Annotated in this window: 19 protein-coding genes and 1 pseudogene; 14 read left to right on the top strand and 6 right to left on the bottom strand. The window is 28.4% G+C overall.

Annotated elements, in window-relative coordinates:
- Nucleotides 1–18 precede the first annotated feature (18 nt).
- From Q0H31_RS03435 to Q0H31_RS03420, 4 genes are all read left to right on the top strand, one after another.
- Nucleotides 19–867 carry a carbohydrate ABC transporter permease gene (locus tag Q0H31_RS03435; protein WP_295295787.1) on the top strand — a complete coding sequence of 283 codons (849 nt, stop codon included), beginning with the start codon at nucleotides 19–21 and terminating at the stop codon, nucleotides 865–867.
- 83 nt (nucleotides 868–950) lie between these two features.
- Nucleotides 951–2,225: an ABC transporter substrate-binding protein gene (locus Q0H31_RS03430; RefSeq protein ID WP_295295786.1), complete on the top strand. Its 1,275-nt coding sequence runs from the start codon at nucleotides 951–953 to the stop codon at nucleotides 2,223–2,225.
- Nucleotides 2,226–2,250: 25 nt separating this feature from the next.
- Nucleotides 2,251–3,540, top strand: coding sequence for an extracellular solute-binding protein (locus Q0H31_RS03425; protein WP_295295785.1), 1,290 nt, complete (start codon nucleotides 2,251–2,253; stop codon nucleotides 3,538–3,540).
- Between the two features lie 111 nt (nucleotides 3,541–3,651).
- On the top strand, nucleotides 3,652–4,968 hold the full coding sequence (locus Q0H31_RS03420; RefSeq protein WP_295295784.1) for an alpha-glucosidase/alpha-galactosidase: 1,317 nt from the start codon (nucleotides 3,652–3,654) through the stop codon (nucleotides 4,966–4,968).
- A gap of 67 nt (nucleotides 4,969–5,035) precedes the next feature.
- Here the strand turns inward: Q0H31_RS03420 and Q0H31_RS13210 are convergent.
- Nucleotides 5,036–6,016: pseudogene (locus tag Q0H31_RS13210) on the bottom strand (Rieske 2Fe-2S domain-containing protein).
- Nucleotides 6,017–6,733: 717 nt separating this feature from the next.
- Between Q0H31_RS13210 and ychF the strand changes: the two are divergent.
- Both ychF and Q0H31_RS03400 read left to right on the top strand, forming a co-directional pair.
- Complete coding sequence (gene ychF, locus Q0H31_RS03405; protein ID WP_013244792.1) at nucleotides 6,734–7,834, top strand: redox-regulated ATPase YchF; 1,101 nt, start codon at nucleotides 6,734–6,736, stop codon at nucleotides 7,832–7,834.
- Nucleotides 7,835–7,916: 82 nt separating this feature from the next.
- Nucleotides 7,917–9,173, top strand: coding sequence for a chloride channel protein (locus Q0H31_RS03400; protein WP_295295781.1), 1,257 nt, complete (start codon nucleotides 7,917–7,919; stop codon nucleotides 9,171–9,173).
- 74 nt (nucleotides 9,174–9,247) lie between these two features.
- Here the strand turns inward: Q0H31_RS03400 and Q0H31_RS03395 are convergent, their stop codons facing one another.
- Entirely contained in the window at nucleotides 9,248–10,447 is a 1,200-nt protein-coding gene (locus Q0H31_RS03395; RefSeq protein WP_295295780.1) for a dicarboxylate/amino acid:cation symporter, read from the bottom strand.
- Nucleotides 10,448–10,672: 225 nt separating this feature from the next.
- Here Q0H31_RS03395 and Q0H31_RS03390 point away from each other — a divergent pair, with 225 nt between their 5' ends.
- The 7 genes from Q0H31_RS03390 (at nucleotide 10,673) to Q0H31_RS03360 (ending at nucleotide 16,311) form a co-directional block, all read left to right on the top strand.
- Nucleotides 10,673–11,944, top strand: coding sequence for a serine dehydratase subunit alpha family protein (locus tag Q0H31_RS03390; RefSeq protein ID WP_295295779.1), 1,272 nt, complete (start codon nucleotides 10,673–10,675; stop codon nucleotides 11,942–11,944).
- Between the two features lie 79 nt (nucleotides 11,945–12,023).
- Nucleotides 12,024–12,866: a hypothetical protein gene (locus Q0H31_RS03385; RefSeq protein WP_295295778.1), complete on the top strand. Its 843-nt coding sequence runs from the start codon at nucleotides 12,024–12,026 to the stop codon at nucleotides 12,864–12,866.
- On the top strand, nucleotides 12,826–13,641 hold the full coding sequence (locus tag Q0H31_RS03380) for a hypothetical protein (protein ID WP_295295777.1): 816 nt from the start codon (nucleotides 12,826–12,828) through the stop codon (nucleotides 13,639–13,641). Before Q0H31_RS03385 ends, Q0H31_RS03380 begins: the two co-directional genes overlap by 41 nt.
- A gap of 5 nt (nucleotides 13,642–13,646) precedes the next feature.
- Entirely contained in the window at nucleotides 13,647–14,087 is a 441-nt protein-coding gene (locus Q0H31_RS03375; protein WP_295295776.1) for a DUF721 domain-containing protein, read from the top strand.
- A gap of 8 nt (nucleotides 14,088–14,095) precedes the next feature.
- The gene (locus tag Q0H31_RS03370; protein WP_295295775.1) at nucleotides 14,096–14,965 is read left to right on the top strand and encodes an RNA polymerase subunit sigma; all 870 of its coding nucleotides are present in this window, start codon (nucleotides 14,096–14,098) and stop codon (nucleotides 14,963–14,965) included.
- Nucleotides 14,962–15,462 carry a hypothetical protein gene (locus Q0H31_RS03365; RefSeq protein ID WP_295295774.1) on the top strand — a complete coding sequence of 167 codons (501 nt, stop codon included), beginning with the start codon at nucleotides 14,962–14,964 and terminating at the stop codon, nucleotides 15,460–15,462. Before Q0H31_RS03370 ends, Q0H31_RS03365 begins: the two co-directional genes overlap by 4 nt.
- A gap of 300 nt (nucleotides 15,463–15,762) precedes the next feature.
- Nucleotides 15,763–16,311 carry a DNA-3-methyladenine glycosylase I gene (locus Q0H31_RS03360; RefSeq protein ID WP_295295773.1) on the top strand — a complete coding sequence of 183 codons (549 nt, stop codon included), beginning with the start codon at nucleotides 15,763–15,765 and terminating at the stop codon, nucleotides 16,309–16,311.
- A gap of 8 nt (nucleotides 16,312–16,319) precedes the next feature.
- Here Q0H31_RS03360 and Q0H31_RS03355 read toward each other — a convergent pair whose 3' ends face one another.
- The 3 genes from Q0H31_RS03355 to Q0H31_RS03345 all read right to left on the bottom strand — a co-directional run bounded on the left by Q0H31_RS03355 (nucleotide 16,320) and on the right by Q0H31_RS03345 (nucleotide 20,592).
- The gene (locus Q0H31_RS03355; RefSeq protein WP_295295772.1) at nucleotides 16,320–17,990 is read right to left on the bottom strand and encodes a Na/Pi cotransporter family protein; all 1,671 of its coding nucleotides are present in this window, start codon (nucleotides 17,988–17,990) and stop codon (nucleotides 16,320–16,322) included.
- Between the two features lie 43 nt (nucleotides 17,991–18,033).
- Nucleotides 18,034–19,869: a methyl-accepting chemotaxis protein gene (locus tag Q0H31_RS03350; RefSeq protein ID WP_295295771.1), complete on the bottom strand. Its 1,836-nt coding sequence runs from the start codon at nucleotides 19,867–19,869 to the stop codon at nucleotides 18,034–18,036.
- Nucleotides 19,870–20,052: 183 nt separating this feature from the next.
- Nucleotides 20,053–20,592 (bottom strand): hypothetical protein, encoded by a 540-nt coding sequence (locus Q0H31_RS03345; RefSeq protein WP_295295770.1) that lies wholly within the window; start codon nucleotides 20,590–20,592, stop codon nucleotides 20,053–20,055.
- Between the two features lie 164 nt (nucleotides 20,593–20,756).
- Between Q0H31_RS03345 and Q0H31_RS03340 the strand changes: the two genes are divergently transcribed.
- Nucleotides 20,757–21,731, top strand: coding sequence for an aldo/keto reductase (locus tag Q0H31_RS03340; RefSeq protein ID WP_295295769.1), 975 nt, complete (start codon nucleotides 20,757–20,759; stop codon nucleotides 21,729–21,731).
- A gap of 112 nt (nucleotides 21,732–21,843) precedes the next feature.
- Here the strand turns inward: Q0H31_RS03340 and Q0H31_RS03335 are convergent.
- The coding region (locus Q0H31_RS03335; RefSeq protein ID WP_295295768.1) for a tetratricopeptide repeat protein at nucleotides 21,844–24,018 on the bottom strand (2,175 nt) is incomplete at its 5' end.

Below are 24,018 nucleotides of genomic sequence, written 5' to 3'. Positions count from 1 at the left end.
AAAACGGAGTGTTTATTTATGAACAACAAGAAAAAAGTAATTTTAGTATCAGAATATGCTGCCTTAATACTTTATTATTTAATATTTTTTATACCAGTATTATGGGTGTTTTATTCTTCTTTTAGATTAGACACTGCATTATTTTCAGGAAAAATATTTCAAAATGACGGAGGGCTTACTTTAAAGCATTATAAAGATGTATTATTTCCCGGTGCAGATGCAGGATCAAATTTCCCCATATACACATTCAACTCTTTTAAAATAGCATTTATAGCTGTATTAGTAGTTGTTTTTGTAGGGCTTACTGGTGCTTATGTACTTTCAAGATATAGAATGAAATATAAAAATGCTTTAATGCTTACATTAATGTCATCACAGATGTTTCCGGGAGTATTGGTATTATTATCATTATTTTCATTCTTTTATAAATTAAATTTAACAGACTCTATATTTGCCATAGCTTTAGGACATGCCATAGGGGGAATACCTTTTGCTTTGATGATGATGAAAAGTTATATAGATGCTATTCCTGTAGAGCTTGATGAATCTGGAAGGATAGATGGACTTAGTGCTTCTGGTATATTATTTAGAATAATATTGCCTTTAGCTGCTCCCGGTATAGCAGTTGCTGCTTTCTATGCTTTTATGGCTTCTTGGGGAGATTATATGTATTCTTTGGTTCTTTCTACAAGTTTGCATTCTACTACTTTGCCTTTAGGTTTGGCAAGATACTTCTCTTCACAGCAAATTAAGTGGGGATTAATTAATGCTGCTACTATAGTAAGTATACTTCCTACTGTTGTAATATTTGCTATGCTTCAAAGACAGGTTGTATCAGGTCTTACAAGCGGTGCTGTAAAAGGCTAAAAATATCAATAGTCTTTAATTAATTTATAAAAAAATATATATATATATATATATATAATAAAAACATTTAAGGAGTTATAAAAATGAAAAAAATATTAATTTTAGCTGCTTGTTTTACATTAGTTTTGTTGTCATGCGGCAAAAAAGAATCTGACACAAATAATGTGGTTGTACAATGGTCAGAATTTATGTCACCAAGTACACCTATATATGCCCAAATGAAAGTTGTATATGATGAATATTTGAAAAATAAACCTCTTACACTTCCTTTTTCTTCAGATAAGGGGCCTGCTTTATATAGAGAAAGAGCTCAAAGATATTTTCTTCAAGGAAAAAGCGGGGTGCCTGACTTATTAGATAGTACATTAGAACAAATATATAGTTATGTGGCTTCTGGCATGGCATATCCTATTAATGATTTATTTAATAATGATCCAGAAAAAGATTTAATAGAACCTGCTTTAATAGAAGCTCTTACTATAGATGGAAATATTTATGCATTTCCGAATTCTGCTAATGTACGTTTATTAATTTATAGAAGAGATTTATTAGAAAAATATAATCTTAAAGTGCCTGCTACTTGGGACGAATTAGTAAATGTCGCTAAAACCCTAAAAGAAAAAGAGGGTATAAATGGCTTTATGTTTACTACTCAATCTAAAGAAGTAAGAGCCTTTCAGGAGTTTATGAGTTTTTACTTTACTTTAGCTGATAATATTTATGAAGTAAAAGATGGTAAAGCTGCTTATATTGCTGATAAAGCTAATTTTGAAAAGGTTCTTCAATTATATAAAGATTTATTTACTGTTGCTATAGACCCTAATTCTAGAGGTCAGGATTTTAAAGCTGTAGATTATGGTATTACAGGCGGACAGGTTGCTATGGTTACAGATGGACCTTGGATTTGGTCGCATCTTACTGAAGAGCCTGCAAGAGCAGCAGTAATGACTAATTTAGGAGTTGCTCCTATACCTGTACCAGTTGCTGGTCAGCCTAGTGCTACGTATATGGAAGTTAAAGGATATGTTATGAACCCTTATACTCCAGAAGAAAAGAGAGATGCTGTATATGAAGCTTTGCAGCTTTTAGTTTCAAAAGAAATAACAAGTGTTTATGTTGAACATGAGGCTGCTACTCCTATAAGAAAAGATGTAAAAAGCGATAATGAATTTGGGCAGGCTTTTGCTAACAATTTATATACAGGAAAAGTATTAGAGTATATTAATTGGGATATACCTCAAAATTATATAATTGATGCTATACAAAGTGTTATATATGAAAAAGCTACACCTAAAGAAGCTGCTGACACTTTAGATAAGCAGTTAAGAGAATATGAAAAAGATGCTTCGGCAAAATAATAAATATTTCACAGGAGAAATAAAAATGAAAAAAGTATTAAAACTATTAATTTTACTTACAGCAGTATTAGCATTATTTGCTTGCTCTAAAAAAGAGGCTGCTTCAAGCAATGAGATAGTTCAGTGGTCTCAATTTTTAGACCCTACTATACCATTGTACAAATTAAAAAAACCAGTGTATGATGAATATCTTAAAAACAATCCTATGCCTATGCCTTTTGCTCAAGATACAGGTCCTGCTTTGTATAGAGAAAGGGCTCAGAGATATTTGCTTCAGGGAAAATCTGGTTATCCTGACTTTTTGGAAGGAACTTTGGAACAAGTTTATAGTTATATAGCAGCTGGAATGGCTGCACCTATTGAAGACTTGTTTAACAATGACCCTGATAAAGATATTTTTGCTAAGTCTCTTGTAGATGCTTTCACTATTGACGGACATATGTATGCTTTCCCGAATGTTGCTAATGTACGTTTATTAATCTATAGAAAAGATTTGCTTGAAAAATATAATCTTCAAGTTCCTGCTACTTGGGCTGATTTAGTTAATGTAGCTAAAACTATAAAAGAGAAAGAAGGTATAAACGGTTTTATGTTTACTACACAAACTAAAGAAGTAAGAGCTTTCCAAGAGTTTATGAGTTTTTATTATACTTTAGCTGATAAAATTTATGAAGTAAAAGATGGTAAAGCTACTTATGTTGCAGATAAAGCTAATTTTGCAAAGGTTCTTCAATTATATAAAGATTTATTTGCTGTTGCTATAGACCCTAACTCTAAAGGTCAGGACTGGAAAGCTGTAGATTATGGTATTACAGGCGGACAGGTTGCTATGGTTACAGACGGTCCTTGGATTTGGGAACATATGACTGAAGACCCTGCCAGAGGAACTATTATATCTAATTTAGGCGTTGCTCCTATACCTGTACCTGTTGCTGGTCAGCCAAGCGGTACTTATATGGAAGTTAAAGGTTATGTTATAAATCCATATAGTGCTGAGGAGAAAAGGCAGAATGTTTATAATGCTGTAAAAATGTTCGTAGATAAGCCTTTTATAGAATTAGAAGTTAAATATTCTTCTGCTCCTTCTATAAGAAGCGACATCAAAAGTGAAACTGAATTCGGACAAGCTTTCTCTGACAATTTAGATACAGGAAAAGTATTAGAGTTTATAAACTGGGATATACCTCAAAATTATATAATAGATGCTATACAAAGCGTTATATATGAAAGAGCTACTCCTGAAGAAGCAGCTAATACTTTAGATAAACAGTTGAAAGATTATGAAGCTCAAGCTGTTGTACAACAGGAAAATTAATATAAAATAAAAATATAGAATATACAGCAATAATATTATTATTTTCAATAATTAATAAATTGTTGGATATTTTTTAATATATAATAAATATTTTATTAAAGGAAAATTAAAATGGCAAAGATAACATTTATTGGTGCTGGAAGTACAATATTTGCAAAAAATGTTTTAGGCGACTGTATGCTTACAGAGAGTTTATGGGATAGCGAAATAGCTTTGTATGACATAGATGCTGTTAGATTAAAAGAATCAGGCGATATGCTTGATGCTATGAACAAAAAAATAAATAATGGAAGGGCTAAAATTACTTCATACTGCGGAGTTGAAAAAAGAAAAGATGCCATAAAGAATGCTGATTTTATAGTTACAGCTATACAGGTTGGAGGATATGACCCTTGTACTATTACCGATTTTGAAATACCTAAAAAATATGGTCTTAGACAAACTATTGCTGATACTCTTGGAATAGGCGGAATATTTAGAACTTTAAGAACATTGCCTGTTTTTGAAGATATAGCAAGAGATATAGAAGAATATGCTCCTAATGCTTGGCTTTTGAACTATGTTAATCCTATGGCTATGATTACTGGTTTTATGCTAAGGTATACTGGAGTAAAAACTGTAGGTTTATGCCATAGTGTTCAAGTATGCTCAAAAGATTTATTGGAAGGTCTTGGCATGGAAGATAAATTAGAAGGCAGAAAAGATTTTATTGCTGGAATAAACCATATGGCTTGGCTGCTTGATATAAGAGATAAAAACGGAAATGACTTATATCCTGAAATTAAAAAAAGAGTGGCTGAAAAAACTGAAAAGCATAAGGATATGGTGAGATTTGAGTATATCAAAAAACTTGGATACTACTGTACAGAATCAAGCGAACATAATGCAGAATATAATCCTTTCTTTATAAAGAGCAAATATCCTGAGTTGATTGATAGATTTAATATACCTTTAGATGAATATCCAAGGAGATGTATTAAACAGATTGAAGATTGGAAGAGAGACAGTCAGAATCTTTTAGACGGAGAGTTTTTAAATCATAAACGTTCAAAAGAATATGGTTCTTTTATAATGAATGCAATATTGACTAATGAGCCTTATAAAATTGGAGGCAATATAATCAATAATGGAGTTATAGAAAATTTAGACAGAGATGCTTGCGTAGAAGTGCCTTGTTTAGTTGATGCCAATGGAGTGCAGCCCACTTATGTTGGTAAGCTGCCTGTTCAGTTAGCTGCTATGAATATGACTAATATAAACGTTCAGCTTATTACAATAGAAGCTCATGTAACTAAAAAATTAGAGCATATATATCATGCTGCTATGCTTGACCCTCATACAGCTTCTGAATTGTCTATAGATGATATAGTTGCATTATGCGATGACCTTATAAAAGAGCATGGAAGTTGGCTTCCTAAATATAAATAAATATCATATATAATGATAAATTAAAGGAGGGATATTCCCTCCTTTCTTTATGTGAATATAAATAGTGTTATATTTCTTTTTTTAGTTTATCTCTATGGCTTCTATAAATTATTATAGGCATATCGCCTGCTATTAGTTTTTCTTCTTTCATGCCTAAATATGATTCTTTAGAGCTTTGAGTTTTTACTACATCTTTATCTTGTTTTAATACATAGGCAGAGAATTTGTTGCCTATAAAATTTACTATATTTTTTATTATTGGTATATTTACAACTTTTTGATAAAATCTAATATATACAACAGTATTTTCATCATCAACAGGTGCAAATGAGGCAAATACTCTCATCTTTTCAAATATATAATTTTGCCAAGTGTTAGGAAAATAAAAATATAAAAAATATTTAAAATATTCTTTTTTCATTTCAGAAGCACTTAAAGCTTTTTGTCCATTATCAATTACATTATTTACATAAAACTTTAATATATTATTATCTTCATCTAATTCTACTAACGGTCCATTAACTACAGTTTTATTTCATTTGCCTATTGTATTGTAATGAACAAAGGCTACATGAACTACATCAAGCTGATTTTCTATGCATCTTGTATAATGATTATGCCACTCATCTCTTATTGTGGAGTAAGAAAATTTTTTATCTTTCAAATCATCTGGAAACATTATTTTATCATTAATTTTATCTTTATCTCCATACCATAACCATATTAAACCATAAAGCTCTCTTACCTCATAGCTTTCAACAAAAAATCTTTCGTCAACTTTGGTGTTTTTTCCATTAGCAGGAATCATTACAACTTTTCCGTTTTTGTTAAATTGAAAACCATGAAAAGGGCAGGCTACATTATTTCCGCATACTTTTCCAGATGATAATGAAGCACCCCTATGGCAGCATTTATCTTCTATACAACATATATTATTGTTTTCATCTCTCCAAAATACAAGATTTTTGTTTAATCTTTTAGCGAAAAGAGGTTTATTTTTCTTTACTTCTTTAGAGTCTAACACTCCATACCACATATTGTATATCATATATTTGCCCTTAATTTAATATCAACATTTCATAATTATATACCTTTATTTTAATAAATAAACATTTTATAAGATGAATTTTATAATAAATTATAGATGTATCGTTGATTTTTTATTATATAAAAGTTTTGTAAAATATTGAAATTAATTATGTTTTATAAATTTCTACATTTTATATATATATTATCAGCTTTTTATAATTCATTTTGCATGGACTTCATAAAATATAGTTCTTTTGCTTCTTTTATATCAATAAAAGAAGTGGGGTGCGGGGCAAAGCCCTGCAAATATTTTAATTTAAACAAATAATTTTTTTATATTAATGTTTGTTTTATTCAACTTTTTCCTGCCTTCGCTTTGCGGACTTCGTCAAAGTTGCAAAAAGTGCAAATATTTAACTTCATATCTTAGGATATATATAAATATAATACTTATATTTTGCTTAAAAAATGCAGCCTTTTTGGTTCTTTGTGGCTACAAAAGAACTGGGGGTGCGGGGGCTAGTCCCCGCAAATAGACAAAAAATAATTTTAATAAATTTAAAAATTTTCAGTATATATAAAACATCTTATATAATATAAACAATATAAATTTTATAAAATTACTACAATTATAATCTTTTATATGCTTGTTATTAATATTTTTTAATATATAATACTATAGAAAATAATTCAGTTTTTTAATTTTATTTAAATATTAATTTAAGGAAATAAGAATATGGCTTTATCTATAGGAATAGTAGGACTTCCAAATGTAGGAAAATCAACACTTTTTAATGCACTAACAAATGCTCATGCAGAGGCAGCTAATTATCCATTTTGTACTATAGATAAAAACGAAGCTACCGCTATAATAAAAGATGAAAGAGTAGATAAATTAGCAAATCTTTTTAAATCAAAAAAGAAAGTTTATAATACTACTACATTTGTAGATATTGCCGGACTTGTAAAGGGAGCTTCTAAAGGGGAGGGGCTTGGAAACAAATTCCTTTCACATATTAGAGAAGTAAATGCAGTTCTTCATGTTGTGCGTGTATTTGAAGACGGAAACATTACTCATATAGGAGAAGTTGATCCATTAAGAGATTTAGACATAATATTAACAGAGCTTATGCTTGCAGATATTGAAACGCTTAATGCAAGAATGGAGAGACAAAAAAAGGTTGCTAAAGGAAGCAAAGCAAAAGCAGTAGAAGAAGAGATTGCATTACTTGAAAAAATACTTCCAGAGTTAAACAATTTTAAACCAATATTTAGTTTAGATTTAACCGATGCAGAAAAAGATATATTAAAACCATTATTTTTATTAACATCAAAGAGCATGATGATAGGGGCTAATTTATCAGAAAATGAATTAGCTAACCCAGAAAAAAATTCTCATTATGTAACACTTCAAAATTATGCCAAAGAGAGAAATATAGAGCTTATACCTTTTAGTGCCAAAATAGAGGCAGATTTACAGGATTTGGACGAAGAGGAGAGATTAAGCTATTTAGCAGATTTGGGAGTTAAAGAGTCTGGAGTAGAGAGATTAACTAAAGCAGGACATAAATTGTTAAAGCTTTTAACATTCCTTACTTCCGGAGAAGATGAAACAAGAGCTTGGACTGTGAGAGAAGGTGCTTATGCTCCAGAGGCTGCGGGAGTTATACACAGCGATTTTGAGAGGGGATTCATTAGTGCTGAGGTTATTAACTGTGATAAACTTTTGGAGCTTGGAAGTTTTGTTAAGGCTAAAGAGGCTGGTGCTATTAGACTTGAGGGTAAACAGTATCTTATGCAAGAGGGAGATGTTGTAACTTTTAGGTTCAATGTTTAATTTTCTTTCTATAAGAGTTTAAAAAAGTTTAATTCTAAATAAAAAATAAGATATGAAATAAAAATATCAAAAAAATAATAAAATGAAACTGAATTTTGAATCGAAATATATAAAACTATATGTACTCTCATCGTTTATAGGTGCTACAGTTGGGTTTATAGTGTCTTTTTATAGAATGATATTATACAGACTAAGTATTAATATTTTTTATGTTTCAAATTTTATTCTTAGTAAATGGTATTATACTATAATAATGTTTATAGTTTTAATTTCTCTCGGCTCTCTTATAGGGCTTATATTAAGACATTATCCGCAAATAAGAGGTGCGGGAGTCCCTCAAATAAATTATTACTTATCGCTTAATGAACCTAAAAATATTGTTGTTGAAATAATACTAAAACTTTTTGGAAGTATGATATCTTTTGCAAGCGGACTTTCACTCGGAAGAGCTGGTCCTTCTATGCATATAGGAACGCTTGTTGGGCTTTTTTATCATAAACATTTTTACACTCATATATCCAAATATAGAAGATATCTTATTATAGCTGGTGCTTGTGCAGGTATGACTGCCACTTTTAGTGCACCATTTACAGGAATTGCTTTCTCTTTTGAAGAGCTTAAAGAAAATAAAAATCATATAGTTTTTGTTTGTATAGCACTCTCTTCAATATTTTCTATACTTGTAATAGAGCATATTTTAGGGCAATCTATGATACTTAATTTTAACTTACCGAGGATACTTGAAGTAAGACATTATATATCATTGCTTCCTTTGGGGTTAATATGCGGACTTCTTGCTTCTTTTCAAAATATACTCATGAATACATTTAGCAAATTTTACCAGAATATAAAAAATGATATACTTCGTCCTGTGCCTGCTTTTATAACTGCGGGTATTATGATAATGTTTTTTCCTTATGTGTTGGGAAGCGGAGATTTGCTTATAGGAAGTATAGTAATGGATAAGTTTCCTATATATATGTTATTTATACTTATATTTGTTAAGCTTTTTTATACATCGGTATGTTCTACATCTGGAGCTGTTGGGGGGGTATTCTTTCCTACCTTTATACTTGGTTCTTCTATAGGTTCTTTGTATGATATTTTTTTGGTGCATTATTTTCCGGAATATGCTATGTATGGAGATTTGTTTATAGTGTTGGGTATTACTTCAATGATGTCTGGTATTACAAGAACACCTATAATGGTATGCATATTAATATTAGAAATATCAAGTTCTGTTTCAAATTTTGTTGCTCTTATGATAGTGGCCATAATATCATATATGGTGGCTAAGGTTCTTGGAGTAACTTCTATATATGATTTTAAAGAAGATTAAATATATTAATTAAGTAAGATAATAAAAAAGCCGCCTAAAAATAATAGACGGCTATAATTTTTTAATTGTTAAGTTTAAGCTTTTACAATTTTCTTTTTATATATTGTATCAACTATAACACCCAAAGCATTATCACCAGATACATTGCAAGCAGTACCGAATGAGTCTTGAGTGATGTATAAAGCAACCATTATAGCACTTAAAGGACTATCAGGACCTCCAAGACCAACCATATAAAGGAATGGTAAAGCTGTCATGATAGAACCTCCGGGAGCACCTGGAGAAGCTATCATAGCAATACCAAGCATAGCAATAAATGGAAGTATTGTGCTGTAAGTTATAGGAATCTGATTCATTAAACATACTGCTGTAGCACATGCTGTAATTGTTATCATAGAGCCTGCCATATGGATATTAGCACAAAGAGGCACTACGAAATTTCTTATTTGTTCAGATATTCCATCTTTTTCGGCACATTGTAAATTGACAGGTATAGTAGCTGCAGATGATTGAGTTCCCAAAGCAGTTGCATATCCTGCAATTTGGTTTTTCATAAGCATAAAAGGATTTTTCTTTCCTATAGAGCCTGATACTAAAAAAGCTATTAGAAGATATATTAAATGCATAATAATAACTACTAAGAATACTTTCCATAATATTCCTAATATTACAAAAGTTTTTCCAGACCTTGTCATATCAACAAAAGTACCGCAAATATAAAGAGGAAGTAAAGGAATTATAGATACTCTTAATACTTTATCAATAATAGTAGATAATTCTTTAAATACATTGTATAAATATTCGCCTATTTCTTTGCCTCTCATAGTGGATATTCCAAGACCTATTATAAATGCAAATAAAACAGCAGCTAAAGTATCTAATAAAGGTGTTACAGTTATAGATAAGTAAGGAGTAACAGAATTACCAGCAGCATCAGCAATTCTTTGAATATCATCAGCACTCATAAAGCTAGGAAATAAATTGTAAGCTACTAAAAAAGATGCAGACCCAGCAATTAATGTAGAGCCATAAGCTAATATACAAGTTATAAGCAGTAAGAAGCCAGACCCTTCTTTTAAATCAGCTATACCCATAGATACATAAGAAACTATCATCAAAGGTATTACAAATTTTAAATAAGAGCTAAATATACCAGATGCAGTTACTATAATTCTTGATATTGCTTCCGGCATAAATTGCTGTCCAAAAAATATACCAAGCAAAATTCCAATAATTAACCTAGGCACCAATCCAAGTTTAAATTTTTTTTCCATTTTTACTCCTTAAAATATTAAAAAATACTTATAATTACTAATATATACAAAAATCACAACAAGTAAATACAAAATCACATTTTTTGTAATTAATAACTACAAACAGTAATATTATTTAGCTAAATTTGTAATTATTGATATGATTTAATAAAATAAATAACATATTGATTTTAATATAAAAGTATATATACTTTAAGTTGTATAAAAGATGGGGGAATAAAAAAAATGGATAAAAATCTATATGAGAATTATATTAATATTTTAAAAGAGGAGTTGGTTCCTGCTTTGGGATGTACTGAGCCTATAGCTATAGCATTTGCAGGGGCTAAGGTTAGAGAGGTTTTGGGAGATATGCCGGAATCGGTTGTAGTGAAATGCAGCGGAAATATTATTAAGAATGTTAAAGGAGTTACAGTTCCTAATTCTAATGGATTAAAAGGAATAGACGTTGCGGCTGTTTTAGGAATAGTTGGAGGAGATGCTAGTAAAAATCTTGAGGTATTAAGCAGTATTAAACAAGAGGATATTGATAATACAAAGATATTGCTTAAAACAGATTTTTGTAAATGTGAGCTTATAGAGAACGTTGAAAACTTATATATTATTATTGAAGCTAAAAATAAAAAATCTAATGCTATAGTTGAAATAAGAAACGGACACACTAATATTACAAAAATAATTAAAGATGGTAAAGAAATTTTTAAATCTGATGATAATTCTTCTTCAGATTCTAATACAGATAGAGAATCTCTCACTGTTAAAGATATATATACTTTTGCTAATGAGGTAAAAATAGAAGACATAAAAGATATAATATCAAGACAAATTAATATGAATACAGCTATATCCAAAGAAGGTATGAAAAATGAATATGGTGCTTCTGTTGGAAAGACATTATTAAAGCATTATGGAGAAAATGATATAAGAAACAAAGCAAAAGCTTATGCTTCTGCAGGCTCTGATGCTCGTATGGGCGGATGTGCTATGCCTGTAGTTACAAATTCCGGAAGCGGCAATCAGGGTATTACGGCTTCTATTCCTGTCATAGAATATGCTTCACATTTAAAAGTATCTGAAGAGAAATTATATAGGGCTTTAGTTTTATCAAACTTAATAGCGATTTTACAGAAGAAACATATAGGCAAACTATCAGCATTCTGCGGGGTTGTATGTGCTGCTACTGGTGCTGCTTCTGGAATAGCTTATTTGCATGATGCTACATACAAAGAAATAACCGATACTATAATCAATGCTTTAGCTACTATAGGCGGAATGGTTTGTGATGGAGCTAAATCTTCTTGTGCTTCCAAGATTGCTGAGGCTATTGATTGCGGAATCCTTGCTTTTAATATGGCGAGAGATGGAAAGGTGTTTAAGTCTGGAGACGGACTTGTAAAAGATGATGTGGAAGCTACTATTGACAGCATAGGAAGAATGGCTAAAGAAGGTATGAAAGCTACTGATGTTGAAATACTCAATATTATGATAGAAAAATAATTTCTTTTTTTGTTTATTTATTTTTTATAATATAGTATAATATATGAGTTATTCATAATTAAATTTTAGGGGACTTGGTATGCCTGGTTTAAGCGATAAAGAAATTAATGCAACTTTAGCAAAAATTAGAAAAGATTATGCTGAGGGTGCTGAAAGGTATGGTTCTAGAATATATAATGTTGATTCTTTTAATAATAGATATAGAGAGGCTTTAGAAAATAGACAGGATTTATCTAGTTTTTTATTATTAGAACTTAAAATATTAGAAGATATTAAAACAACTTTGATGCAAAAAGAAGAAGAGGCTCAAAGAAAGAAAGCTGAAGAGGAAAAAGCAAAAGAAAACTCTTTCATGAAAAAAGTTGATAACATGATAGAGAAATTTAGAAATGCCGTAGAAAAATATCCGGAAGCTAAATTGCATGATAAGGCTGATTATGAACTTCAGCATTTATATGGTGCTTTTAGAGAATTATATGAATGTTTTTCTGTTGTAAGATATTTTTCAAGCGGTCCTGCTAGCGATTATATAGTAGAGACTGCTTTGAAAGATTATGACAATAAATTTCAGAGATTTGTTACTCCTATAGGAGAAAGACGCATTCCAGAAATGTTTAGCGATTATGTATATGCTTTAGATAAAGGTGATAACTCAAGCAGATTTGAACAATTTATATTAAAAGAGGCTGGTTTTTTACTACATTCTTTCATTGATAAAATGAATGCTATAAAAATGATGGTTTTAAAAAATAGTTTTGATAATAATATTATATTGCCTGAATCTCTTAGTTCTCAATCTCCGAGGGTATATTCTTTCTTTAAAGGAAAAAGTAAAGAAGATATTTATAATGCTACTATAGCTTATGCTTCTGCGATGATTAATGATTTTAGATTGCAAAGTTTTAGAAAAGATGAAAATTAAAATATTTATTTTCTTTTTACTTTTTTTTAGCTTAAGTTTTACCTATGATGCTTCTAATATTAATAATGCGTATATATTCTATCAAGCTAAAAATTATAAAAAAGCTTCTGAGTTATTAGAAGAAGAGATTAAAACTACGCCAATACTAAAAATAGAATATTATGAGATGCTTGCCAATTCATATATGTATATGAAAGATTATACTAATATGCTTAGAGTGGCGAGAGATGGTATTATAGTTAATAGATTTTCTCATAAGCTTTATTTTCAAAAGGGGTATGCTTTATATAAATTGGGTAAAACTAATGAGGCTATTGAACCTATAAGGCATTCTCTTTTATTAAATCCTGATGATGCTTATATGAATAATTTTTTAGGGCTATTATATCTTTATACTGAAGATTATAAATTAGCTGAGGCTGCTTTCTTAAAGGCTAATATATATAGCACAAATAATGTTGTATATATGATTAATTTGGCTGCTACTTATGAAAGAGATAAAAATTATATATCTGCTTTAAAGATTTATGAAGATGTTTACAGTATAGATAAAACTTATAGAAATGTGGCTGAATCTATAAACAGAGTTAAAAATTATTTAGGATATACAAACGAAGATATAAAAGTTGTAAATACTGTTGAAATCAATCATAATGAAGATACAGAGGTTAACTCAATAGAGCCTATAGAAAATACAAATCAAGCTGCTGATAATTCATATTCAACTAATATAGTTAATAATACTAATAATACAATAAATACTACAAATCAATAATATTTATGAAAGAGATTATAGATATATTAAATGAATATTCAAATAAAAGAAATACTAATTTATATTCATATTTAAAAATTGCCAATAAGTGGAATATAATTATGGGTGATGTTTTATCTAAGATATGTTATCCTTCTTTTTTTAGAAATGGTATTTTAACTGTTAATGTTATAGACAGTGTATGGGCTAATGAGATTATTATGAATAAAATAAAAATATTCAATAATATAAAAAACGAAACTAATATTGTGGTTTATAATCTTGTTACAAGAATAGATGATGTTAATAATGGTTTTGAAAATAATAATATTAAAAATAACTATATAAAAAAAAATATAACAGAAGAACATAGAAAATGGGCTGATAAAACTATAAAAGAATCTAATATAGAAGATGAAAAAATGAGAGAGAAGTTTTATAATATTTTACTTGAGGCTGAGGATTGAATAAAAAAATGTTTCTTATTGATGATGAGTATATAAAAAAGAGTATATCTATTTATAAAGCTACTAAGAGTGTAATTACTTTAAAAGAGATTAATGAACATTTATCGAGGTATATTTATAATTATCCAAGAAAAGCATTTGGAATTAATCATGAAAGTGCTTTAGATTTTTATTGCTACTATATGGAGAGAATAGAAAACATTATACTAAAATATAATGAGACTGAAGTTAAGTTTATCACTTGGTTTACTTATACATTAAGAAATAGTTATTTAAATTATGTGGACTATAAAAAGAGAAAAGAAAAACATAATAATATAGAAGAAGTTTCTATAGATGCTCCGCTTTGTAATAGAGAGGCTTATACTTTGCATGATGTGTTATATGACACAAAAAGTTATTCTCTAAGCGATTATGTTGATAATACTGATGATATAGAAAATATTAGTTTGAAGATGTTTAATTATATAGAGAGTGTTTTTAATGCGAGAGATTCTCTAACATTTTTTATGCATAATTTAGAATTGTTTATAAATCTTGTATCAAAGCCATTAATGAATTATTTTAATATTTCTTATGAAGAGGCATATTCTATTATTGAAAAAGCAAGAGCTACTTACATACATAAATATAATGATATAATAAAGCTTCAAGATTCTATAGCGAGCATCAATTTACAGATAGCAGAAAACAATAGGAAAGGAATTTTTACTATACATTTAGCTAGCAAAAAACAACAGAGAATAAAAAAATTGCAGTCTATTAAAGTTACTGTTAGTTATGACTTTTTATCTAAACTTTTTGATATTACTGTTAATGCTGTTACAAAGATTATAAAGAAGATAAAAACTCAATTAAAGGAGAGTTTTAAGTTATGATTAATGATAATGTTCAAAAATATGAAGAAGAGATTATAAGATATGTAAGCGGCTTAGAGGTGTCAAAAGAATTTTTATCTTTACTTGAAAATGATATTAATATTCAAAATAGAGTTAATAGTTTGAGGTTTGATTTATTTGTAATGGAGAATATAGAAGACTCTGATATGTTTGAGAAATCTATTAATAAGGCTTCTATTAAAATAAAAAATGGAATAATTGACAGCTTTAATTATTTTTCCGTATTAACTCCGCTTTTGAGTAGGGGAGAGGAGAATGCTGAAAAAAGTTATATTTATAAGAATATAGAGATAAGTAAATACGAAAACGAATATTATTTAAATATTAGAGATATAAAAAAATACTGCATAATACATAAAAATAAAGAGGAGATAATTAATATTTGGGGTGATAAAGATAGTTATGAATTAAAGTTAGATAATGGTGATTATAATATAAAAACAGATTATTATGAATGTGATATAAATATAGAATAAGTGAAAGAGGTAGGTTTTTATAATTTTTAGTTTTTTATAAATATAAATAAATTATAATTTTTTTGATATAAAAATTTTATTATGTGTTAATAGAATATATTTTGAATATAAGATAATACCAAAATTTTAGTTAAAAAATGCAGCCTTTTTGCTTCTTTGTGGCAATACCGTAGGCACTTCCTTCGGTCGCCCTGAAGGACTTCCTTCGGTCGCAAAAGAAGTAGGGGGTTGGGGACTAGTCCCCGAAATCAATAAAAGATAAAAATTAAATTTTTAGTGTTATACAAACTGGGTTATAAAATGAAAAAAATATGTAAATGGGCAAAAACTGATATAGAAATAAAATATCATAATGATGAATGGTGTAAGGTTTGTCATGATGAGAAAAAATTATTTGAAATGCTTATACTTGAGAACATGCAGGCTGGTTTAAGTTGGAGATGCGTTTTAAATAAAAGAGAGGCTATGAGAGAAGCTTTTGATAATTTTGATTATAAAAAAATAGCTAATTACAATGAAAAAAAAATTGCATCGCTTTTAGAAAATAAAGCTATTATTAGAAACAAAAGAAAAATAGATGCCATGATAATAAATGCAAACAAATTTATGGAAGTTCAAAAAGAGTTTGGAAGCTTCGATAAATATATATGGCATTTTACAAATAATGAAATTGTATATAATAAATTAAATTATGATGATGCACTTCCTTCAGAAAATGAACTTTCAAAAACTGTAAGCAAAGATTTAATAAAAAGAGGCTTTAAGTTTGTAGGCAGCATTATAATATACAGCTATTTAGAAGCTATAGGTATTATTAATGACCATTATATAGATTGCCCTTTTAAATAAAAATTATATTACTTATCTTTTCCTGTAATGGCCTCTACTATATTAACCAAGTTTGAAATAGAGCGGTTAAAATAAACAAGCACATCTCCATATAAATGGGCATTCAATGCTGGTATTAAAGATTTATCAACATTATCATAATGCCTTTGTCTTGCTTCATAATAAAACCCTTTTATTTTATGGTATCTTTCCATAGCTTCTTCATAAGTTTTTTCTCTGTTTATAGAATAATTATTAAGTATAAGAGTTGATAAATAATCTATAAACTCTTTATTGTTATGAAGCATTTGAAGAATATCTTTTTTCTGTATTTCATTAAATAAAGTTTTTTTCTCATTCCCTTTAATAATAGCTTTACCTAAATCTTTTAAGTTGTCGCCTAAATTTTCATAGTATGTACTGATATTAATTAATGATGCTATATCTGCAGAGTTGAGTGTGCTTTTTCCAAGAAGTTTAAGCAAAAATGTATGTATTTCATTATCCGTATTATCAAGCATCTTTTCATGGTCGCGAATTTTATTAAGAAGTTTTTCGCTTGGGCTGTCAAATAACTGCTCTATTCTTGATAGCATTTTTTGAGCAATTTCTCCCATGTAGGCAACTTCTTTTCTCACTTCTATCTCAGCAGAAATAGGCATATGCAAAAGTCTGTCAGATAATAAGCTAATATGTTTTTCTCCGTCTTTATCTTTAATCATTAAGCATACAATATATTCTAATTTATCAGTAAGGAAGAAAAATACTATAACGTTTACTATATTAAAAATAGTGTGAGCTGCAGCAATATAGAAAGATATATTAACATAATTATTATCAACTACTAAATCTGGTCCTCCTGATATCATAAAACCAACTATAAACTCAACAAGTTTAAGATAGTATGGGAATAAGAAGAACATATAAATTACACCGAATATATTAAATAAACAATGCACCAAAGCAGCTCTTTTAGCATTAATAGAAGCCCCTATTGTAGCAAGTACAGCAGTTATAGTAGTACCAATATTCTGACCAAGTATTAAAGCTACAGCAGTAGGGTAGTCAATCAAGCCGACAGTAGCAAGCGATATTGTAACACCTAAAGCAGCACTGCTTGATTGTATTATTGCAGTTACTACAGTACCTATTACTACGCAGAAAAATCTTCCTTGAAGAGTGTATGCATTTGCCATTAAAAATAAGTTTTTGAAATTCTCAGAATCTCTTACACCCTCAAAAGCCATTTTCATTAAAATAAGCCCATAGAATATCATACCAAAGCCCATTAATATTTCGCCGAAGAATTTTATTTTTCTGCTTTGGCTTGCAAATATTACTATGATAGCTCCTATACCCAAAGAAGGTAATGCTAAAATATCTATATCTAATGAAATTATCCAACCAGTAACAGTAGTACCAATATTAGCACCTAATATAATATTTATAGCCTGAGATAAAGTTAATATGTTTGCATTAACAAAACTAACAGCCATTACAGTAACAGCACTGCTTGACTGTACTATAGCAGTAATTGAAAAACCAAGAGCTATTCCCAATATTTTGTTTTGAGTAACTTTATGAAGTATCTCTTTTAATGTATTTTCAGTGCTTTCCTGAAGACCGTCAGAAAACACTTTAAGTCCATACATAAAAAGCCCAAAACCGCCTACCAATGAAAAAAGCAAAGTGAGTACCATATTTCCTCTTTTACAATTTAAATTAATAAAATTTTAATTTAAATCAAAATTTAAATTGCGAAACTTCTACAACAATATTTTGAGCCTTATCCAAAGCATTGCTGCTGTTTATAGCTCCCTGTTCAGCTATAGCCGAAGTTTCTTGAGTTATATTGTTAAGCTCTGCAACAGCAGAGTTTATTTGTGATATGCTTTCTTCTTCATTTGTAATAGCATTAGATATACCTACAAGCAGATTTGACACCTCATTAACAGACTTTTCTATTTGGTTTAATATATACGATGAAGCTTTTACCGAAGTGCTTCCAAGTTCAATCTTTCTTACGGTATCATTAATTATATCAGATATATCTTTAGCAGCATTAGCTACATTATTAGCCAAGCTTCTAACCTCATTAGCAACAACTGCAAAACCCTTGCCTTGTTCTCCGGCACGTGCAGCCTCTACAGAGGCATTCAAAGCTAATATATTTGTCTGTAAAGCTATAGATTCTATTATTTTAGTTATATCAGAAACCTTTTTACTAGATTCTGCTATATCTTCCATATTATGCGAAGTATCTTCTACAGCATCAACACCTCTTTTTGTAGACTCAAATACCTCTTCACTCATTCTTTTAGCATTACTAGCATTGTTGGCTGTTTCTTTTAATGAATCTGATACAGATTGTATTGAGCTTGCTAACTCTTCTAAGGCACTTGCCTGTGAATTAGCTCTGTCAGATAAATTAACACTAGCAGTTGTTATAGAATTAACTGAATTATTAATTTCATTTATAGAATTAGTTAGATTATATATTATTTTGCCTAAAGTTTTTTGCATTTTATTTAATGCCCTTACTAATTCACCAGCTTGATCTTTTTTACTGAGTTCTTTTTCATTGAATTCTATATTAAAGTTACAATCCGACATAGTTTCTATTATTTTTACAGTATTGTTTAATGTAGTAGATAACGGTTTAGCTATTACAATTACGAGTGCTGCTTCTATTCCTATAAGAATTATAAATACTACTGCAATCAATATGTAAAGCTTATAAAACATTGCATTCAATTCTCTTTTAGATATATCTGCCACAAATATCCAATTTGTATCTTTTATTTTTGATGATATATGTGTGAATTTTCTATTAATAAATGTAAAATTATTATTATTTAATATGTTGTTTTTATTTTCTGTAAAGTTTGGGTCTGAAAATATATTATTTTTTAATATGTTATTTTTATTGGAATTGAATAAAAATAGTCCTGCATCGTTAATTATAGAAATATTATATCCATATTTTTTATTTTCATTTATTGTAGCTTGTATAAACTTTTCAAAATCTATATCAAACCATAAAACACCATACACTCTATTATTTTTATACACTGCCTTAGCAAAAGATGCTAACATTTTATTATTTTTCATATATGGTGTAGCAGTTATAATTTTATTATATGTCATAACATCTTTAAACCATTGGTCTGATGTAGGGTTATAATTTCCTAATGGTTCATTATTAGCATTTATAAAAAAACCGCCTTCGTTATATGGTATAACATCAGAATAAAATATATTAACTAAATAATTGTTGTTTTTTAATACATTTTTAAATACTTCCAATGCCTTATCAATATTATCTTCTCTTTCTAAATATGCAGAAAGTACATTGATTTCAACTATTAAGTTTTCTACATTATTTTCTAATATTTTTTTTAATTGCTCTGTATTATATTCGCTATTTGTCATATATGTAGTTCTATATTGCGGAGCATAAATAAAATATATACCTATACATATTAGTATAATACAAGTTATATAAGGGATTAAAAATTTAAAAACTAAACTATTTTCTCTGAAAGCATTATTTACTATTTGCGATAACTTCTTGAACACATTAACCTCTAAACATTAAAAACATTTTTTTTATTATATTAATTAAATTGATTTTATGCAAGTATTTTATTCATAGTCAATATATTTGGTAATAAGTTATAAAAATATGAACTATTGTTGTATAATTGCCTACTTTTATAATATTTTCATAAAAATAATAATTAATGAATTTCTATAAAACTATTAATAATACCTAAGCGATATACTTCCTCTTTTTATTGTAATACTTACTGTAGAATTACTTAATTTTAATTCTATATCATTATTTCTTTTTTTATCTTCTCCTACAGTCCAAGCTCTATATTGAGGCTCAAATAGTCCTACCTTTGTAGCTCCAAATCTATTTTTCTTTCCTAAAAATATTTGAACATCATAATATTTTATTACTATACCGTCATTGCCTTTTATAGTTTCTTCTGTGATTTTTAAAGGTGCTACTAATGATGAGTTTTTTATTTCATCTTCTGTCATATTTTCTATATCATCAGCATTTAATACATAATATTTTTTGCCGTTTATATCTATAGCTTTTATTTCAGAATCAGCCCCATATTCTAATACTTCTATTTTAGATTCATTTTTTTTTGCTGTTTCTTCTGCGTTATCATCTATATTTTTATTTTCTTCTTTTTTAGTTTCAGCATTATTATCTATTGTAGTTTCTACGGTTTTACATCCAATAGCAAATACAATAATAATAAAAATCATCGCCTTCTTGAACATTTTTTCTAACCTCCAAATATTATTATATATAAATCATAAAATAGTTATTATTGTAAAAGATAGCATTTACATTTTCGGTAAAATAGTGAAAATATGTTATTAATTAATTTTAATTTACAATTTTTTAAAATATATTAAAATAATATAGGAGGAGTTATTAAATTATGAATAGATATGATAATATGATTTTTAACAGATGCGGAAGAAGCGGTTTGAAGCTGCCTATAATATCTCTTGGTTTATGGCATAATTTTGGTGAGAATTGTGATTATAATAATATGAAAGATATTATAAATACCGCTTTTGATAATGGCATAACACATTTTGATTTGGCTAATAATTATGGTCCTCCATATGGTGCTGCTGAAATTAATATGGGTAAAATTTTAAATGATGGTTTTAATAAATATAGAGATGAAATTATTATAAGCACTAAAGCCGGATATGATATGTGGGACGGACCTTATGGAAATTGGGGAAGCAAAAAATATTTAATAGCGAGTATAAATCAAAGCTTAAAAAGATTGAATCTTGAGTATGTAGATATATTTTATCATCATAGAATGGACAGTGAAACTCCTCTTGAAGAGACTATGGAGGCATTAACTAGAATAGTAAAGAGCGGTAAAGCTTTATATGTAGGGCTTTCTAATTATGATGGAGCTACTATGGAAAGAGCTTCTAAAATATTAACTTATGCTAATGTACCTTTTATAATTAATCAAAACAGATATTCTATATTTGACAGAACTATAGAAAATAATGGACTTAAATTAAAATCTCAAAAATTATCAAAAGGCATAATAGCTTATAGTCCGCTTGCTCAGGGTTTGCTTACAGATAAATATATTGACGGTATACCTAATGACAGCAGAATAGCAGCAGACGGAAGATATTTAAAAAAAGATGCTATTACAAGAGATAGATTAAGACAGATAAAAGAGCTTAATGATTTAGCTAAAGAGAGGGGAGAGACTTTGGCACAGATGGCTTTAAGATGGGTATTAAAAGATGAAGATATTACAAGCGTTCTAATAGGAGCTTCAAAACCTAGTCAAATAATAGAAAATTTAAAAATAATAAATAAAAATAATTTAACAGATTTAGAACTTAAAAAAATTGATGATATTACATTATAAGTAGGGCAGACAGTATAGAAAATAATTTAAATATATAAATAAAAAAATGCATTATAAAAGCCTATGATAGCTAAAAATATCATAGGCTTTATTATTATTATTTTATAGAGTTTTAGTTTAAATTAAACATAGTCTTTGGTATATAATCATCTATGATAACATTGTTTTTTAAATTTCTCTTGCTTTGTATAGCCATCATATTATATTTTGAAGCACCAATATTTTGATTATCTATAGTAACAGTTCTTTTTTCAGCCATATCCAAATCTATATTAGATGTTCTCAACTGGTCAAAATATTCACTAGCAATTACAAAGTTTTTGAAAGCCATCTGTTCATTTTCTATTTGGTTGCTTACAACAGAATTATAAGCATAAGATACTCCTATGTTGTTATGTAAACTAGCTAAATAGCTAATAAACATAAAATCCTTCTCTGTACGCATTTCAAATTTGTCTTTCCTAGTTTCTAAAGCCTTATTCAAAGCATTTCTATAAAAACCATTAGCCAAATTTGCTCTGTCCAAATGAAGAAGAGAATTACCTAAAGCATATGATACAATACTGTTATCAGGGTTCTTGTAGAATAAATCATTAAAGCCCTGAAAAGCTAAATCATATTCTTCATCCAAATAATGTATCCAAGATAAATTATAAAGCAATTGGTCGCTTCTTAAATCTGGAGCCAAGTTATCATATGCTATTTTATAATGCTCTTTTGCTTTTTTATAATCATTATCCTGATAGAAATACAAGTTAGCTAAATTTAAATTAGCATCAGGATATAAGCTGTTTTTTTCTAAAGCCAACTTAAAATTATTAATAGCACTTCCATATTCTTTTAAATTATAATATATTTGTCCAAGCATATTATATACATATTCCTCTCCAACATTATAAGGATTAGAACTATATATAGGCAATGCTGAGTTTATCAATATTTCTTTAGCTCTGTCATAATGCTTTAATCGAGCCTCATAATCTGCATATCCAACAATAGATTCTAAATTATTTGTATATTTTGATAACAATTTTTCAAATAATTTTCTAGCACCATAAAAATCATCTTTATCTAATAAATATTTAGCTAATTTAGGATAAACCTCATCATCTATATATCCGCTTTTTAATCTGTTTATATGGTTTTGCAAATCTTTAACATCTTGATAATTGTCTTGATATATTTTTATAAGCATTACTCTCTTTCTTGGTATAACATTGTCTCCAAACCTATTTATCATTTCTCTATAATTTTCATAAGCATTATCATAATAATTAGGCTCTACTAAAGTTTTTGCTCTGCTTATCATAAGAACACCAAGGTCATCATATATTCTTTTTAAATCTTTTTCCTTGTCAGTATAAGACATTAAATTATTATATAAATCTTCTCCGCTGTCATAATCTTCTTTTGATAATTCTTTTTCTCCCTTAGTTCTATAATAGTAGCCGAATAAAAGTCTAGCATCAATATTTCTAGGGTTAATGTCTACAGATGTTTCTAACTTTTTTAAAGCATAACTGAATGCAAATCTGTCTGTATATTCCTTTGCATACTTATTATACCATTTTACTTTTTTAGGAGTTAATCTATCTCCCTTAGCAAAATTTCTCTCTGCTTCATCAAATTGGCTGCTATAAATATTTTCTAATCCAGTTTTGAAATATCTATTAGCTAAAACAGGCTTATATATGAATTGATATGAAAATAATACTATTCCAACAAATAAAACTAAAAATATTGCTGCAATTCTTATTATTTTTGCATATTCTTTTAATGAGTTAGGAATAGGTATAATATCTAATAATCCGCCTCTAGAATCTGAAATGCTTAAACCTAATTCATTATTAATGAAATCTGTTATATATTCATTAGATTCACCCTTCTCTAAAGCCTTTAGCAACTTTTGCATAGAGTTTCTAGAGAGTTTTTCATTTAATATAGCATCTAAAACATGATGTCTTGTAATAGGGGATAATCTTTTTATATTGTCTATAACTTCATCATCATTGATATTTTTATCAACATCTTCATATTTTGATTCAGGTAAATTATCAGCAGAATCAGGAGAAGGCAATGTATTTTCTTCTTCAACTATTCGTACATTTCCGGCAACATTGCCAACCATTAAATTATCATCTTCTTTAGCATCAGTTTCTTTGTTGTCATCATCTAATACACTGTCTAACTCATCTAAATTGTCAGTGTCTTCTTCTTTAGCATCAGTTTCTTTGTTGTCATCATCTAATACACTGTCTAACTCATCTAAATTGTCAGTGTCTTCTTC

The organism is uncultured Brachyspira sp. (assembly GCF_934747485.1).
Lineage (GTDB): Bacteria > Spirochaetota > Brachyspiria > Brachyspirales > Brachyspiraceae > Brachyspira.
Note: the sequence above shows the minus strand (reverse complement) of the source record. Positions and strands in the feature narration are given on the sequence as shown.

Coding starts and splice junctions, on each gene's coding strand:
- Q0H31_RS03435 (WP_295295787.1), top strand. CDS start 19: ATGAACAACAAGAAAAAAGTAATTTTAGTATCAGAATATGCTGCCTTA.
- Q0H31_RS03430 (WP_295295786.1), top strand. CDS start 951: ATGAAAAAAATATTAATTTTAGCTGCTTGTTTTACATTAGTTTTGTTG.
- Q0H31_RS03425 (WP_295295785.1), top strand. CDS start 2,251: ATGAAAAAAGTATTAAAACTATTAATTTTACTTACAGCAGTATTAGCA.
- Q0H31_RS03420 (WP_295295784.1), top strand. CDS start 3,652: ATGGCAAAGATAACATTTATTGGTGCTGGAAGTACAATATTTGCAAAA.
- ychF (WP_013244792.1), top strand. CDS start 6,734: ATGGCTTTATCTATAGGAATAGTAGGACTTCCAAATGTAGGAAAATCA.
- Q0H31_RS03400 (WP_295295781.1), top strand. CDS start 7,917: ATGAAACTGAATTTTGAATCGAAATATATAAAACTATATGTACTCTCA.
- Q0H31_RS03395 (WP_295295780.1), bottom strand. CDS start 10,447: ATGGAAAAAAAATTTAAACTTGGATTGGTGCCTAGGTTAATTATTGGA.
- Q0H31_RS03390 (WP_295295779.1), top strand. CDS start 10,673: ATGGATAAAAATCTATATGAGAATTATATTAATATTTTAAAAGAGGAG.
- Q0H31_RS03385 (WP_295295778.1), top strand. CDS start 12,024: ATGCCTGGTTTAAGCGATAAAGAAATTAATGCAACTTTAGCAAAAATT.
- Q0H31_RS03380 (WP_295295777.1), top strand. CDS start 12,826: ATGATTTTAGATTGCAAAGTTTTAGAAAAGATGAAAATTAAAATATTT.
- Q0H31_RS03375 (WP_295295776.1), top strand. CDS start 13,647: ATGAAAGAGATTATAGATATATTAAATGAATATTCAAATAAAAGAAAT.
- Q0H31_RS03370 (WP_295295775.1), top strand. CDS start 14,096: ATGTTTCTTATTGATGATGAGTATATAAAAAAGAGTATATCTATTTAT.
- Q0H31_RS03365 (WP_295295774.1), top strand. CDS start 14,962: ATGATTAATGATAATGTTCAAAAATATGAAGAAGAGATTATAAGATAT.
- Q0H31_RS03360 (WP_295295773.1), top strand. CDS start 15,763: ATGAAAAAAATATGTAAATGGGCAAAAACTGATATAGAAATAAAATAT.
- Q0H31_RS03355 (WP_295295772.1), bottom strand. CDS start 17,990: ATGGTACTCACTTTGCTTTTTTCATTGGTAGGCGGTTTTGGGCTTTTT.
- Q0H31_RS03345 (WP_295295770.1), bottom strand. CDS start 20,592: ATGTTCAAGAAGGCGATGATTTTTATTATTATTGTATTTGCTATTGGA.
- Q0H31_RS03340 (WP_295295769.1), top strand. CDS start 20,757: ATGAATAGATATGATAATATGATTTTTAACAGATGCGGAAGAAGCGGT.